This is a genomic window from Paractinoplanes globisporus DSM 43857 (assembly GCF_000379645.1).
Classification (GTDB): Bacteria; Actinomycetota; Actinomycetes; order Mycobacteriales; family Micromonosporaceae; genus Actinoplanes; species Actinoplanes globisporus.
The window spans coordinates 66630-81818 of sequence record NZ_KB903311.1 but is presented as its reverse complement, the minus strand read 5'-3'; the positions used below and the strand labels follow the sequence as shown (position 1 = coordinate 81818).

General features: G+C 70.6%; 12 protein-coding genes. 4 read left to right on the top strand and 8 right to left on the bottom strand.

The window, feature by feature from the left end; all coding sequences use genetic code 11:
* Positions 1 to 27: 27 nt before the first annotated feature.
* From A3CQ_RS0126175 to A3CQ_RS0126150, 6 genes are all read right to left on the bottom strand, one after another.
* On the bottom strand, positions 28 to 1035 hold the full coding sequence (locus A3CQ_RS0126175) for a LacI family DNA-binding transcriptional regulator (protein WP_020513914.1): 1008 nt from the start codon (positions 1033 to 1035) through the stop codon (positions 28 to 30).
* Between the two features lie 62 nt (positions 1036 to 1097).
* Positions 1098 to 2588: a carbohydrate-binding protein gene (locus A3CQ_RS54010; RefSeq protein WP_020513913.1), complete on the bottom strand. Its 1491-nt coding sequence runs from the start codon at positions 2586 to 2588 to the stop codon at positions 1098 to 1100.
* Positions 2589 to 2864: 276 nt separating this feature from the next.
* Positions 2865 to 4748 (bottom strand): glycoside hydrolase family 127 protein, encoded by a 1884-nt coding sequence (locus A3CQ_RS0126165; RefSeq protein ID WP_020513912.1) that lies wholly within the window; start codon positions 4746 to 4748, stop codon positions 2865 to 2867.
* 9 nt (positions 4749 to 4757) lie between these two features.
* A complete protein-coding gene (locus tag A3CQ_RS0126160; protein ID WP_026206214.1) occupies positions 4758 to 5567 on the bottom strand; it encodes a carbohydrate ABC transporter permease in 810 nt (269 codons plus the stop codon).
* On the bottom strand, positions 5564 to 6505 hold the full coding sequence (locus A3CQ_RS0126155; protein WP_020513910.1) for a carbohydrate ABC transporter permease: 942 nt from the start codon (positions 6503 to 6505) through the stop codon (positions 5564 to 5566). The genes A3CQ_RS0126160 and A3CQ_RS0126155 overlap by 4 nt, the downstream gene beginning before the upstream one ends.
* 2 nt (positions 6506 to 6507) lie before the next feature.
* Entirely contained in the window at positions 6508 to 7758 is a 1251-nt protein-coding gene (locus A3CQ_RS0126150; RefSeq protein WP_020513909.1) for a sugar ABC transporter substrate-binding protein, read from the bottom strand.
* Between the two features lie 110 nt (positions 7759 to 7868).
* On the opposite strand from A3CQ_RS0126150, the gene A3CQ_RS0126145 reads away from it, so the two are divergent.
* Positions 7869 to 8909: a LacI family DNA-binding transcriptional regulator gene (locus A3CQ_RS0126145; protein ID WP_020513908.1), complete on the top strand. Its 1041-nt coding sequence runs from the start codon at positions 7869 to 7871 to the stop codon at positions 8907 to 8909.
* Positions 8910 to 8921: 12 nt separating this feature from the next.
* Here A3CQ_RS0126145 and A3CQ_RS0126140 read toward each other — a convergent pair whose 3' ends face one another.
* Both A3CQ_RS0126140 and A3CQ_RS0126135 read right to left on the bottom strand, forming a co-directional pair.
* Positions 8922 to 9761 carry an NPCBM/NEW2 domain-containing protein gene (locus tag A3CQ_RS0126140; RefSeq protein ID WP_211216685.1) on the bottom strand — a complete coding sequence of 280 codons (840 nt, stop codon included), beginning with the start codon at positions 9759 to 9761 and terminating at the stop codon, positions 8922 to 8924.
* Between the two features lie 422 nt (positions 9762 to 10183).
* Complete coding sequence (locus A3CQ_RS0126135; RefSeq protein WP_020513906.1) at positions 10184 to 12343, bottom strand: glycoside hydrolase family 3 C-terminal domain-containing protein; 2160 nt, start codon at positions 12341 to 12343, stop codon at positions 10184 to 10186.
* A 113-nt stretch (positions 12344 to 12456) separates the two neighbouring features.
* On the opposite strand from A3CQ_RS0126135, the gene A3CQ_RS0126130 reads away from it, so the two are divergent.
* From A3CQ_RS0126130 to A3CQ_RS0126120, 3 genes are all read left to right on the top strand, one after another.
* Positions 12457 to 13059, top strand: coding sequence for a TetR/AcrR family transcriptional regulator (locus A3CQ_RS0126130; protein ID WP_020513905.1), 603 nt, complete (start codon positions 12457 to 12459; stop codon positions 13057 to 13059).
* 103 nt (positions 13060 to 13162) lie between these two features.
* The gene (locus A3CQ_RS0126125) at positions 13163 to 14137 is read left to right on the top strand and encodes an alpha/beta hydrolase (RefSeq protein WP_020513904.1); all 975 of its coding nucleotides are present in this window, start codon (positions 13163 to 13165) and stop codon (positions 14135 to 14137) included.
* A 14-nt stretch (positions 14138 to 14151) separates the two neighbouring features.
* Positions 14152 to 15147, top strand: a complete 996-nt coding sequence (locus tag A3CQ_RS0126120; RefSeq protein WP_026206212.1) for a PucR family transcriptional regulator — start codon at positions 14152 to 14154, stop codon at positions 15145 to 15147.
* Positions 15148 to 15189 lie beyond the last annotated feature (42 nt).

Sequence of the window (15189 nt, the reverse complement as noted above, 5' to 3'; positions counted from 1 at the left end):
AACTGCACAGCGAAGGTTCCCGCCGCCTCAGGCGGGAACCGTTGAGTCGCGGATGACGAGTTTGGCCGGGTGGGGGTGGGTGCCGGGTGCCGGGTTGCCCTCGATGGCCTTGAGGAGCAGCGAGGCGGCCGCCCGGCCCAGGCCCTCCAGGTCCATGTCGATGCTGGTCAGTGGGGGGCGGCTGGCCAGCGCGATCACGTCCCAGTTGTCGAACCCGGTGAGGGCCACGTCCTGGGGGACGTGGCGGCCGGTCTCGCGGAGGGCGTCGGCGACGCCGCGGGCGATCTGGTCGCTGCCGCAGATCACCGCGTCGAAGGAGATCTGCTGGGCCGACAGCAGACCGACGGCCTGGCGTCCCCAGGCCTCGCTCCACTCGCCGTGCAGCGGGGGCGTCACCAGCTCGACGCCGGCGGCGGCCAGGTGGGCGATGGTGGCGACGGCGCGCACCCGGGCGGAGTGGTGGTGCTCGGGGCCGGTGATCACGGCTATCCGGCGGCGGCCGACCGTGAGCAGGTGGTCGGCGGCCAGGCGGGCGCCGCCGGGCTCGTCGGAGATCACCGAGCAGTCGTCGGGGGAGGTCGAGGCGAGAAAGGCGTAGACGACCGGGACTCCCGCGGTGGACGCCAACGGCCGGCGGGTGCCGGCCCGGCGGCCGGTGACGATGATGCCGTCCACGCGGCGGCCCAGCAGCGTACGCAGATGGTGTTGTTCTCGTATCGGGTCGTCTCGGGCGTCGCACAGCAGGACCGACATCTCGCCGGCGCCGAGCGTGTCTTCGGCGCCTATGAGGAGCGGGATGCTGAAGCGGCCGATGGTGTCGGTGGTGATCATGCCGACCGTGTAGGTGCGGCCGGCGTGGAGGCTGCGAGCGGCGGGGTTGGGCTGGAAGTCCAACTGGTCGGCGGCCTGGCGGACTCGCGCGATGGTGTCGGCGCGCAGGGAGCCGCGGCCGTTGAGGGCCTTGGAGGCGGTGCCGACCGAGACGCCCGCGAGCGCGGCCACGTCGCGGATGGTGGCGGTGCGCGGCCGTTGCATGCCAGCAAACTACCGTGCGGCACGGCCGGGATCGCACAGGCAACCCCGGCCGTGTCGGCACCTCAGGTGAGCTGGATGTAGTCCAGCTCGGCGTAGCCTGTGCCGCCCGCGAAGTTCGGTGCCCCCTTCGCCAGACGGATCACGTTATATCCGGCCTTCAGCGCGACGCTGACGCTCACCGTCGATCCGAAAACGCCCCAGGCGGCCGTCGGCGGATAGCTGATCGTCGACCAGGCGCCGCCGTTGTACGCGAGCCCCTGCGTGGCGGTCGCGCCGGTGGCGTTCGCATAGCCGACCGTCATCGTGTACGCCCGGGCCGTCGGCACGTTGACCACGAAGTCCACGTAGCTGTCCGTGCGGGCGTCCCCGGTGTTGTCGATGCGCCCGACGTAGCCGCCGTTCGAGGCGCTCGACGCGCTGAGCCGCGTCGCCCGGAACACCGAGGCGTTCTCGGCCTCGTACCGCTGCTGGTAGGAGGGCACGCCGCTGGTCGGCTGGACGACCAGGTGATAGGCGCGCCCGGCGTCCATGTTGGGCACGGTCACGGTGATGGCCCCACCGCTGACGGTGTACGTCGACGTCGAGATGGTGGTGGGGGCGGTGACCGCCGTGAAGCGACCGGAGTTCGGGGCGGACTCGAGCGTCACCGAGACCGAGCTGCCGAGGGCCGCGAGGCCGGTGACCCGGACGTAGTTGGTGCCGGACTCGTTGCCCACCACGGCGTTCACGATCTTCCGCGTGCCGTCGTAGGCGGCGAAACCGTCGAGCCCAGTCTGGGTGGCCGGGACGGTCTGCACCATGTTGCCGGCCATGTCGCCGTACCACTTGTACGGCCACCACGTGCCGGTCGGCTGGCTGTTGTTGACGACCAGACCGTTGACCGTGCCGTACTCGTACCAGAAGGCCCGCTGCGCCGATTGGATGCCGGCCCGCTCGAACTTCGCGATGTAGCTGGTCACCGCGCCCGGGACGTCGACCTCGCCGGTGGTCGCGTACTCGTTGATGACGATCGGGCGGGCGCTGATCCCCAAAGAGCTTTCCATCGACCGGTACGCGGCGACGTGCGCCGCGATGCCGGAGGCGCCGGACAGCTCGTGCCAGACGACGACGTCCGGCAGGGCGTTGTTGGCCTTCGCGTAGGACAGGAACGAGCTCATCAGGCTCTGGTTCCAGCTGGAGAACCCGGGTCCGGCGATGGGGGTCACCGTGTCGAGAGACCGGATTCTCTGATAGGTACGGACCCAGCCCGCGTTCCAGGAGCCGGCCGCCGACGTGTTCCAGGTCCAGTCCGGCTCGTTCCAGATCTCCCACGCCTGGATGTTGCTGACGGACGTGGCGTTCAGCCGGGCCCGGACCATGGTGTCCACCTTCGACAGCCAGTCGTCCCAGCTCACCCACTTGTACGGGAAGTCGGGGTAGATGTCCGGCATCCGGATGATCTCGGCGGCGCCGACCCGGTCGGCCTGCGGGGCGACCCGCAGCGAGTCGCCGCCGGGCGGCTGCCCGTTCGGCTTCTGCCCGACGCCGGGGGCCGGTTGGGTGAGGGTGTTCATCTTGATCGGGAGCAGGGTCGAGTCGGCGGGCCGGCTGTTCTCGGCGAGGCCGTACAGCCCGCCCGACGCGACGTGGGTGACCGGGCGGATGGCCGTTCCGGCGTTGACGGTGAGGGTGGTGCCTGCCGCCTGTGCCGGGCTGGGGAGCGCCGGCGGTGATAAGTGTGAGGACGGTCAGGGTCGCCGCGGATGCGGCACGGCGCTGATTCTTCACTGGCACCTCGGGGATGTGGATGGGTGGGGGAGCGGGACGGTGGGTGGCTCCGTCCCGCTCGGTTACGCCTCCCGTGCGGCGAGCGGGACCCAGACCCGCATGGGCCCGGGGGCCCGGTTGGCCCACAGGAAGTAGGGGATGGCCGGCACGGACACGGCGGTGGTGCCGGCGGTGGCGGCCTCGAGCGGCCGGTAGAGCAGGTCCGAAGTATCGGGACGAGCCCGCAGTGCGGCCATGATCGCGGCCGGCGCGAGGGGGTGGTCGGCGGTCGTGAGCGGAACCGAGACGTCCAGCTCCAGGTCCTCGAAGAGGGTGCCGGCCGGAACATCGGCGTGCTCCAGGCAGTACACGACCGGGCCCCGGGCGAGGGCGGCGCTGCCCCGGACCGCGTCGACCCGGGGGTGCGCGGCGACCGCCCGCGGCGGCATGGCGAGCACGAGGGTCACCACGTCGCCGGCTTTCCAGGAGCGGGTGATCCGCAGATAGCCTTCCTGGGCACCCGCCCTCACCAGGTTGCCGTTCACGGACAGGCGGGCTTCGCGGCACCAGGCCGGCACGCGCAGCGCCAGAGTCCACGGGCCGTCGCCGGCGGTCGTCATCGTGATGTCGATCCGCTCGTCCCAGGGGTAGGACGTGCGCACGTCGAGCGTGTGGTCACCGCTGACGACTGTGCCGGCCGCGTACAGGTGAAGCTGGAGTCCGGTGGGCGAGCCGGTCGCCGTGTAGGTGTGCAGCGACGCCATCAGACGGGCCAGGTTCGGCGGGCAGCAGGCGCAGGAGTACCAGGTCAGGCGCTGGGACGGGGTGTCCTCGTGTGAGCCGTCATGACCGGTGCGCAACTGCAGCGGGTTGGAGTAGAAGAACGAGCGCCCGTCCAGCGCCGTGCTGCCCGCGATCCCGTTGAGAAGCAGGCGTTCCATCTCGTCCGCGTAGCGCGCCTTGCCGGTCGCCAGCAGCAGCCGCCACGCCAGGTGGAAACTGCCGATCGCCGCGCAGGTCTCCGCGTACGCTCGGTCCGGTGGCAGCTCGTACGGGTCGCCGAAGCCCTCGTCCTTGTGCCGCGAACCCTGGCCGCCGGTCAGATACGTCTTGCTGGCGAGGGCGGACTCCCAGAGCCGCTCGGCCGCGTCGAGCAGGTCCGTCGCATGCGTCTCGACCGCGACGTCGACGGCGCCGGCCAGAAGGTACATCTGCCGCACCGCGTGGCCGGTCGCCTCCTCGGCCTCGACCAGCGGCTTCTCGTCCTGCCAGTAGCGGGGGCCGAAGCGTCCCTCGCCGAGCAGGCCGTGCCCCCGCAACGTGAGGAAACGCTCGGCGAGCTCGAGGTAGGGGCGGTGGCCGGTGAGCCGGTACAGCTCGACGAGCGCGGTCTCGACCTCCGGATGGCCGTCGATCACTTCGGCGCCGCCGGGCCCGAAACGGCGTACGAGAAGATCGGCGAACCGGCGCGCCACGGTGACCAACTGGGGAGCGTCGGCGGCTCGCGCCGCAGCGACCGCCGCCTGGATGAGGTGCCCGGCGCTGTACATCTCGTGGCTGAAGCCCAGGTCGGACCACTGCTCGTCGCGATGGTCGACCTGGTAGTAGGAGTCCAGGTAACCGTCGGCGTCCTGTGCCTTCTCGAGCAATGCCGCGGTGTCCGCAAGAAACTCTGACGAGCCACCGGATCGGCCGATCTCCCAGGCGATCGCCTCGAGTGTCTTGTAGACATCCGTGTCGGAGAACCACATGCCGACGAACGGGGTGTCCGCGTCACCGGTGACCCGGCGCAGGTTGGCGAGGTTCCCGTACGCGCTGAGCTGGTCGATGCAGTGCGGCAGTGTGGCGGCCGCGTTGCGCTCCTGCCAGCTGCCTAGCAAGCCCTCCGGGGAGAACCGGACGGCCGATAGGGGCAGCGGGTGCAGTGCGGCGAGCGCCGACGGGGTGGGCGCGGCGGGGCCGATCATGAGCGTTCCTCAATCTTTCACGGCGCCGGCGGTGACGCCGGCGGCCACGTAGCGCTGGGCCAGGATGAGCAGCAGCGTTGCGGGGATGGACGCGACGACGGCGGTGGCCATGATCGCGTTCCATTGCTGGTTGTTGTTGCCGATGTAGTGGTAGATGCCGAGGGTGATGGGCTGCCGCGTGCCGCCGCCGTCGAGCGTCGTGGCGAAGACGAAGTCGGACCACGCCCAGAGGAACGCGAACAACGAGACCGTGACGATCGCGTTGCGGCTCACCGGCAGGACGACCGACCAGAAGGTCCGGAAGGTGCCGGCGCCGTCGACGGTCGCGGCCGCGGTCAGCTCCGACGGGATCCCGGACATGAAGGCCGTGAAGATCAGGACCCCGAACGGCACGGCAATCGTGGAGTCGGCGAGGACCAGGCCGGGGGCCGTGTTGAGGACGCCGAGGCGCAGGTAGATGGCGTAGAAGCCCATCGCCATGATGATTCCGGGGATCATCTGGGCCATGAGGAGCACGAAACTCAGGACCCCGCCGCCGCGGGGGCGCAGTTTTGCCAGCGAGTAACCGGCCGGCGCCGAGATCGCCAGCGTCAGCGCGACGGTGCCGAGCCCCACGAGCAGGCTCGTCCCCAGGTAGGGCATCTGCTGGTGCAGGACGGCCCGGTAGCCCTCGAGCGTGCCGTGAACCGGGAACAGGTACGGCGGATCGTGCCGCATGTCCGTGTCCTTGGTGAAGGACACGTTGACCATCCAGTAGACCGGGAAGAGCATGATCGCGGTGAGCAGGAGCGCCACACCGGTCTTGACCCGACTTCTCATGACATGGCCCTCCGCTGCGTCCGGATGTAGAGCAGCCCGAAGATCAGCGCCATGACGATGAGCAGATTGCCCACGGCCGCGCCCGGCCCGAACTGCGGCAGCAGGTTTCCGAACGAGAGCTTGTAGGACCACGTGGCGAAGGTGGTCGACGAGTCGGTCGGCCCGCCCTTCGTCATGATCCAGATGATGTCGAAGACCTTGAGCGTGTAGACCAGCCCGAGCAGCAGCGTGATCGCCGAGACCGGGCGCAGCAGTGGGAAGGTGACCCGCCAGAACCGCTGCCAGCTGGTCGCGCCGTCCAGCGCGGCCGCCTCGTAGATGTCGCTCGGGATCGCCTGCAGTCCGCTGTAGAGCACCACCAGGTTGAAGGGGATCCCGATCCAGACGTTGGCGATGATCACCGACGTCAGCGCCCAGGAGGGTGAGGTCAGCCAGTTGACCGGGTCGACGCCCACGGCCCTCAGCAGCGAGTTGATCACGCCGGAGTCGCTGTTCATCATCCACGACCAGGTCGACGAACTGACGATCAAAGGCAGCAGCCACGGTACGAGGAAGAGCGCGCGCAACGTCGCCGACAGCTTGAAGTTCTGGGCGAAGAAGACGGCCAGGGCCATGCCGATCGAGAACTGGAAGATCAGCGAGACGCCCGTGAACACGATCGTGTGCATCAGCGCCGGCCAGAACGTCGGGTTGTCGATCACGGCCCGGTAGTTGTCGAGCCCGCTGAACGGGGCACCGCCCTGGACGAACGACCGGACCGTGTACTTGTGCAGGCTCAGGTCGAGGTTGCGGTACAGCGGGTACGCGTAGAAGGCGATCAGGTAGATCACGACCGGGACGAGGAACCCCCAGGCCGCCCACTGGCCCGAGCGCCGGCGAGGAGCCCGCGCCGGGGCGGCGACCGCCACCTCGGCGCGGGACATCACGTCGTGGGCCACGACTACTTGGTGGCCGCGGCCGCGGCGGACTGGGCCGCGGTCAGTGCGTCCTGCGGCGACTTCGAACCCGAGAGGGCCGCCTGGAACGCGGTCCACATCTGCTCCGAGATCTTCGGGTACTTCGTGCCGAGGTTGTCGCTGGTCCGGCCCTTCGCGGCCCCGACCGCCTCGACCCAGACCTTCAGCTCCGGGTTGGCCGCGACCTGCTTCTCCTGGACGGCCTTCGTGGCCGCCACGTAGGACAGGGTCGTGTCCGTCGTCAGGGCGTTTTCCTCGCTGGTCAGGCACTGGATGATCTTCTCGCTCGTGGCGTACCGGCCGGTATCTTTCTGGACCGGGGCCGTCACGAACTCGCCGCCGGTGGGCGCCGGGGCCGTGCCGCCGGCCTGGGACGGGATCGGGATGATCCCGTACTCGAAACCGGTCTTTTTGGCGTTGGCCAGCTGCCAGGTGCCGTTCTCGCTGAACGCGAAGTTGCCGCTGGCGAACTCCTGCCAGCTGGTGGTCTGCGTGTTGTTGAGCACCGAGTTCGGCGCGTAGCCCTTCTTCAGCCAATCCGTCCACAGGGTCAGCGACGCCACGGCCTGCGCCGAGTCGAGCTGGGTGAGGTTGGCGCCGGAGCCCCAGAACCAGGGCAGGAACTGGAACGAGCCCTCCTCGGTGCCGATCGCCGAGAAGGTGATGCCCTTCTTGCCGGCCGCCTTGACCTTCTGCAGCGCGGCGGTCAGCGTCGTCCAGTCCTTGACCGTTGCGGGGTCGACCTTGGCCGCGTCCAGGACCTTCTTGTTGTAGTAGAGCGCGAGGGTGTTCGCCCCGATCGGGATGCCGTAGGTCTTGCCGTCGAGCTGTCCGGCCGCCAGCAGGTTGGGCTCGACCGCGGAGGTGTCGATCTTGGTGTCGTCGGTGGTGGTGAGCACGCCGGCCTCGGCCAGGGTGGAGACGACCGGGTTGTCGATGATCAGCACGTCGGGGGAGTTGCCCTGCTGGGCGGCGAGCAGCGCCTTGTTGGTGAGGTCGGTGGTGTCGTAGCCGGTGCGCTTGACGGTGGCGCCCGCGTCGGTGCCGCATTTCTGCAGCAGCTTCACCCAGTCCGACGAGTCGTCGAACTGCGGGTACGGGTCCCAGATGTTGTAGGTGCCGCCGCCGCTGCTGCCGGAGGCGCTGTCGGACGAGGAGTCGTTGGAGCAGGCTGTCACGCCGGCCACGAGCGACAGGGCGGCCACGGCGCCCCACACCCGGCGGGAGAGGGTCATATTCGGTACCCCTTGGTTTCCGAGGAGGAAGAAACAGAAGGAAAACGATTGCCCTGACGCTAGGGAGGCTCTTGCGGCCGTGTCAAGGGGAAGTTACGGTCTGGTTGCACGTGTCGGGAAACGGGGAGGAAACACTGGGTACCATCGATCGCGCCGCGACCATCAGCGAGGTCGCGGCCCTGGCCGGAGTTTCCCCCGGGACGGCCTCGAAGGCCTTGAACGGGCGGGGCGCCTTGCGTCCGGAGACTCGCCGGCGCGTCCAGGAGGCCGCCGAGCAGCTCGGTTTCGTCGCCAACGCGGCCGCGCGCAGTCTTCAGGCCGGCCGCACCTACACGGTAGGAATGATCACCACCGACAGTATCGGGCGTTTCAGCATCCCGCTGCTGATCGGCGCCGAGGACGCTCTGGGGGCGGGGCAGGTCTCGGTCTTCCTCTGCGACGCCCGCGACGACCCGATCCGCGAGCAGTACTACCTGCGCACCCTGCTCGGCCGCCAGGTCGACGGCATCATCGTCACGGGACGCCGCACCCAGGCCAGGCCGCCGATCGGCCGGTCTCTGCCCGTGCCCGTGGTCTACGCCTTCATCAGCTCCACCGACCCGGCGGACTGCTCGGTGGTCCCCGACGAGGCCGACGGCGCCCGCCGCGCGATCGAGCACCTGCTGGCCATCGGCCGCCGCCGGATCGCCCACGTGACCGGCCCCGAACACCACCACTCGGCCACCGTCCGGGCGTCAGCCGCGATGCAAGCGATTTCCTCGGCCGGGCTGGAACCGGCCGCGCCGGTCCTGTTCGGCGAGTGGTCCGAGGCGTGGGGGCGCCAGGCGGCCGGGATCCTTCTCTCCACGGAAGCCGAGGTGGACGCCGTCTTCTGCGGCAGCGACCAGATCGCCCGAGGGCTGGCCGAGGCGCTCCAGGAGTCGGGCCGCCCGGTCCCCAACGACATCGCCCTGGTCGGCTTCGACAACTGGGACGTCATGGTCGACGGCTGCCGTCCCGCCCTGACCAGCATCGACATGGACCTGGAGGGCATCGGCCGCACAGCGGCCGAGCTCCTGCTCGCCGCCATCAACGGCGACCCGGCCCACGGCCGCCGCGCCCTGCCCGGCCGCCTGATCCCACGCGCCTCAACGGCGGTCCACCCCGCCTGACTAGCCCGGCTGCTAGGAGACGAACCTCGCTACGCCGAAGACGCCTTGGCTGAATTCGTTGTTCGATGAGTACCCCAGCTGAAGAACTTTGTGCCCGGCGACAGAGGCATTGATCTGTGCGAGCTGACCGCGCTTGAGCGTCACCTGTCCCAGTTCGGTGGAATCGCCGAAGATCGAGAACGTGCCGACATCGTCGGGATCCAGGTAGCGGCCATTGTCGTCGAGACCCACGTTCGCGGCGAACGTCTTGGCCGACGAAGGAATGGTGTATTGGGCCTCGCCGCCGGACCCCAGGCCGAGCGCTTTCACCACCGATCGGCCCCCGATGGTCGTAGCGTAGTCCGCTGCGCCCGGATCTTTGATGGCCTTCTCGTCCGCGAGGAAGGCGCCTCCGGCCGAGCCCTTCGGCAGCTCGTTCTGGGCATCCGGGCCGCCCGTGCCCAGCGGTTGGAGGATCGTGGTGACCACCGTCGGCGTGCCGCCGTTGGCGTGGTTCGAGGCTAGGAGGAACACTCCGCTGATCACGGCAGCCAGCAGCGTTGCGGCGCCACCGATCAGCGCCACGGTCCGTGCCTGGCTGCGTTCCGGGCGTCCTCCCGGCAGCTCGTCCGTGGTGGAACTAGGTCGATTGAACATTTGTGCTCCCACAGCCCCGGCGCCGTGCTCGCGACGGCAGGACGGACTGACTGTATGCAGCGCCGCGCACGAGTCCGGCCCCAGTGTGCTCGATCCGACAGGCGGATCAGCGGGGCGGCGATAGCGCAGCTCGAGTCGGCCGTTGGTCTTGGCTTCGCAGGAGACCAGGTCGAGCGCGTAGGACTTGGGCTCGTCGTCGAACAGCCGGGTGCCCACGCCGGTGACCTACGGGTACAGGCTGAAGTGCCACTCGTCGATGAGATCGAGCGCCATGAGCGAGCTCCAGAGGGTGACGCCGCCCCGACAGAGCCGGTCGATCTCCTCGGCCGTGTCGCCGCTGGCGATGGTCGTGTTGTTCAGTCGGCTGTCGTCATGCTCCGGGAGAAGACAACCTTGCGTCCTCGTTCATGATGCTGGCCCAGTGGTGGGTCGGGGTTGGCGGGCAGGAGGTGGACACGCCTTCGTACGCGACGCGGCCCATGACGTGCGTGTGCGCGCTCCGGCGGAAGTCAACGGTCTGGTCGTTGTGGTCGGCGCCGTCGGCGTCGTCGAGCAGGTCGGAGCAGAACTTCCAGAGGTCGGTGTCGGGGGTCGGCCATCAGACCGTCGAGCGAGTAGTTGAAACGAGCGCGATCTCGTTAGTTGGCCGCCTTCACCAGGTTGGCCAGGGTTTCCGGGGTGAACGGGCTGCCGGGGAACATGGCCATGCGCGACAGCGGGAAGCTGGCGGCCATCTGCATCATGGCGGGGTCCATCGTGAGTGCGCCGGCCATGCCGCCGCCGCCCTCCTCCATCATCTTGGTGAAGACCTCCATGAGGACCTCGGCGCCGCGCGGGTCGCTGAGCCACTCGCCGATGGTGGAGTCGGCGGTCAGCGGGTGGCGGGCGCCGTCACCGGGGACCTCGGCGGTGGTCGCGGCGCGGATGTCGCGGGAGCTGGCGCCCACCTCGATGGTGTAGCTGCCGTCCTCCACCACCCAGCGGGAGAGGGGCACGTCCCAGTAGGCGAGGTCGGCGCGGTCGATGTGCAGGACCACGTCCACCGTCTCGCCGGCCCGGATCTCGGCGCCGGCGAAGGCCTTCAGCTCGCGCGGGGCTCGGCGGACCCGGGAGCCGGGCAGGCTGACGTACGCCTGGACCACCTCCCGGCCGTCGCGGGCGCCGGTGTTCGTGACTTGGAGCCGGACGTCGATGCCCGCGTCGGTGACCGTGGCGGTCGCCGGGGCGTACGCGAAAGTGGTGTAAGAAAGGCCGAAGCCGAAGGGGTAGGCGACCTCCTGCTCGCGCGCGTCGAAGCCGCGGTAGCCGACGTGGATGCCCTCGCCGTAGCGGACGTGCCCGGCCTCGCCGGGGAAGTCCAGGTAGGACGGGTGGTCGGCCAGCTTGAGCGGGATCGTCTCGGTGAGGCGGCCGGACGGGTTGACGCGGCCGAAGAGGACGTCCGCGGTGGCGCTGCCGCCGGCCTGGCCGAGGAGCCAGCCCTCCAGCAGCGCGGCCACCTGCCCATCCCAGGGGGAGGTGCGGACCACGGCGCCATTCGAGAGCACCACGACCGTACGGGGGTTGGCGGCGGCCACGCGGGCGATCAGGTCGAGCTGGGCCGCGGGGAGGTCGAGGGAGTCGCGGTCGGAGCCCTCGGTCTCCTGGTCGGTGGCGGCGAAGACGATCGCGACGTCGCTGGTGCGGGCCAGTTCCCCGGCCTCGGCGGGGTCGGCGGTGAAGCGGACGTTGCCCGGCGCCGCCGCCGAGATGGCGGTCAGGGCGTCGTCGAGGCGGGTGGGGGTGATCTGAGAGCTGCCGCCGCCCTGGTAGCGCGGGGTGCGGGCCGTCTCACCGATGACCGCGACGGTTTGCTCGGCGTTCAACGGCAGCAGGTCACCCTCGTTCTTGAGCAGGACGATGCCCCGCGCGGCGATCTCGCGGGCCAGCGCGTGGTGAGCCTCGGCGTCGTAGCCGTCGGTCCGGGCCGCGGCGGTGGTCCTGGTGACCAGGGCTCGCACCCGTTCCGCGGATCGAGCGAGGAGGTCGGCGGGGAGGCTGCCGTCCTGGACGGCGTCCACCAGGGACTGGTCGCCGGCCGGGTCGGGGCCGGGCATCGTGAGGTCCAGGCCGGCGCGGACCGCCTCGACCCGGTCGACCACGGCGCCCCAGTCCGAGACGACCAGGCCCTCGTAGTCCCACTCGTCGCGCAGGACCTCGGTGAGCAGCCAGCGGTTCTGGCTCGCGTAGACGCCGTTGATCCGGTTGTACGCGCACATGACGGTCCACGGCCGGGCCGTCGTCACGACCCGCTGGAAGGCGCGCAGGTAGAGCTCGCGCAGCGACCGCTCGTCCACGTCGGCGCTGATGCGCATGCGGTCGGTCTCCTGGCTGTTGACCGCGAAGTGCTTGAGGGAGGCGCCGACGCCGCGGCTCTGCAGGCCTTGCACCCAGGCCGCCGCCAGCACGCCGGCGACCAGCGGGTCCTCGCTGAAATACTCGAAGTTGCGGCCGCCGAGCGGGGTGCGCTTGAGGTTGATGCCGGGGCCGAGCAGCACCTGGACGCCCATCGAGCGGCACTCGTCGCCGAGCGCCTCGCCCATCCGGCGCAGCAGCTCGGGGTCCCACGTCGAGCCGGAGGCGACGGCGGGCGGGAAGCACGTGGCCGGTTGGCCGGCGAGCAGGTCGTCGGCGTGGGGCACCTGCAGCCGTACGCCGTGCGGTCCGTCGGTCAGCGTGATCGCCGGGACGTCGCCGGCGGCCGCGCTGGACCAGAAGTCGCTGCCGCTCGTGATGGCGGCCTGGTCGTTCAGTTCCATGCCCGCTGGTCCTTTCGCCGGACGAACTACTTAGTACCTACTAGGTATTAACTACTCTGCAACATAGGCTTGGCAGGTTCCCCGGGCAAGAGTCTTCCCGCTGTGAAGGAGCCATGACCGTGATTCAGCCGCTGCGGCGCTCGCGTCCGCGACTGCCCGCCGCCGAGCGGCGCCGGCAGATCATCGACGTCACCACGCGGCTGATCGCCGAGCGCGGGTTCTGGGGCCTGTCGATGCAGGACGTGGCGGACGGCTGCGGGCTCACCGTGCCCGGCCTGCTGCACCACGTGGGGTCGAAGGACGGGCTGCTGCTGGCCGTGCTCGACCACCGGGACGAGGAGGACCGGCGGGCGCTCGAGATCTCGCTGGGCGGCATCCCGGCGGCCGCGGTGGCGTCGCCCCGGGAGATCTGCTCGGCCCTGGTCCGGCGCAATGCCCGGCAGCCCGAGATCGTACGGCTGTTCGCGGTGCTCGAGGCGGAGTCGCTCGCTCCCGACCATCCGGCGCACGACTACTTCGAGGAACGCCAGCGGCGCACGATCGAGACGCTCGCTGAGCTGCTCAAGGGCCGCGCGGCCGACCCGGAAGGGCTGGCGCTGCGCATCGTCGCCCTGATGGACGGCCTGCAGATCCAGTGGCTGCGCAATCCGGCCGAGGTCGACCTGGTCGGCGCGTGGGAGGACGCCGCCGCGGTGCTGTTCGCCGGGGCGCGATAGCCCGCCAAATGGCGGGGAGAATCCGCCGGATGGCGCTCGGTCCGGGCACGCGACGGTTTCATGCTGGTGACAGCGGTCACATTGCGATCACCTGGAGGCCCTCGTGACGACCATCCTGCCCCCGCCGCCGTTCGACCCCGAGCTCGGGGCGGCGCTCACCGTCTTCGCCGACATGATGCCGCGGTCGTTCGACACCGAGACGCTCGCCATGATGCGGTCGGGAACGGTCATGGCCGTGCCCACGGACGACGACCTGCGGCGGGACGGGACGTTCCGGATCGAGGAGCGTGTCGTGCCGGGGCTCGGCGACGACCCCGACATCACGCTGCTGATCTGCACGCCGGTCAGCCCCACCGGCACGCTCGGCTGCGTCTACCACACCCACGGCGGCGGCATGGTGATCGGCGACCGCCGGACCGGCGTCGTGGAGATGCTCGACTGGGCCGCGCAGTTCAACCTGGTCGTCGTCTCGGTGGAGTACCGGCTCGCGCCCGAGAACCCGCACCCCGCGCTGATCGACGACTGCTACGCCGGGCTGCTCTGGACCGCCGGGCACGCCGACGAGCTCGGCTTCGAGCCGGGCCGGATGATCGTGGCCGGCGGCAGCGCCGGTGGCGGGCTGGCCGCGGCGCTCGCCCTGCGCGCCCGTGACGAGGGCGGCCCGGAGCTGCTCGGCCAGATGCTGATCTGCCCGATGCTCGACGACCGTAACGACACCCCGTCCGCGCACCAGATGGCCGGGCTCGGTGTCTGGGACCGCAACGCCAACGAGTTCGGCTGGACCGCGCTGCTCGGCGACCAGCAGGGCGCCCCCGGCGTCTCGCCCTATGCGGCGCCGGCCCGCGCGGAGGACCTCTCCGGCCTGCCCGCCACCTTCATCGACGTCGGTTCCGCCGAGACGTTCCGCGACGAGGACGTGGCCTACGCCAGCCGCATCTGGCAGGCCGGCGGCCGCGCCGAGCTGCACGTCTGGCCGGGCGGCTTCCACGGTTTCGACGGGATCGCGCCGGCCGCGCAGGTGAGCCGGGACGCCCGCGAGGCCCGGGTACGCTGGCTCAACCGCCTGTTCAACGGCTGACGCTCGGGGGCGACATGAAGGATCTCGCAGTGCGGCTGGCGGCGCTCGACGCGGACGCCGGGGCCGCGCTGCGGGTGATCGCCTACTTCGACGGCCTCACCGAGAACAAGGCAGGACTTCAGGCGATCGTACGAGGGGCAGCCGTCCTCGCCGGCTGCCCCGCCCGCCTCGATGACGTCTCCCGGCGCGTCCACGTGCGCGTCGACCCAGCCGGGAACGCCGCTCCCGACCCCACTCCGCCGAACCGGAGCTGGATGCGTACGGAGTTGGTGGCGGACGGCTCGGCCACTCTCTGCCTGGAGCGAACCGGCGAGCCCGGCCCGGTCGAGGCCATGATTCTGGAGCGGGCGGCGGGTGCGGCTCGTGCGGTCCTCGACCGCACGAGGGGCCGGGCCCCCTCGACAGACCCCGCGCTGGTCGAGCTGATCGTCGATCCTTCCGCTCCTTCGGATGTACGCCGGCAAGCCGCCGTGACGCTGAAACTGGGGGAGTCCACGCGGTACCGGGCGGTGGCGCGGCCCACCGGCCCGCTCCTGCTCGACGCGGACGCCGGTGCCGGTTCCGCTGTTGTGGCGCTTGGACGGGCCGGGATCGGGCCTGCCGTCGCGCCGGCGGAGCTGCCCGTCTCCTACGCCGCCGCGCGGGTGGCCCTGCGTTTCGCCGCCGACGGCACCGCGGAGGACCCGGGGCCGGCCGTCGTGCGTTACGAGGAACTGGGCGGGCTCGCGCTGCTGGCCGAGATGCCGGACTCCGCCGACGTGCCCGACCTGCGCGCGCTCGAGCACGCCATCGCCGCCGGGCCGTGGGTGCTGTCGACCCTGCACGCCTTCGCCGATGCCGCCAGCCTGCGCGGGGCGGCCACGGCGCTGCGCCTGCACCATTCCACGTTCCAGGACCGCATCGCGCAGGCCGAGCACCTGCTGGGCTGGCCGGTCCGCGATCCGCACGGCCGCCTCCGGCTGCAGCTGGCATTGGCCATCCGCCGGTTGCGTCGCCACCCCGCTTCCTGAGGGAGCGCGGCGCTGCCCATCCGCCATCCCGCTTCCCAAGGG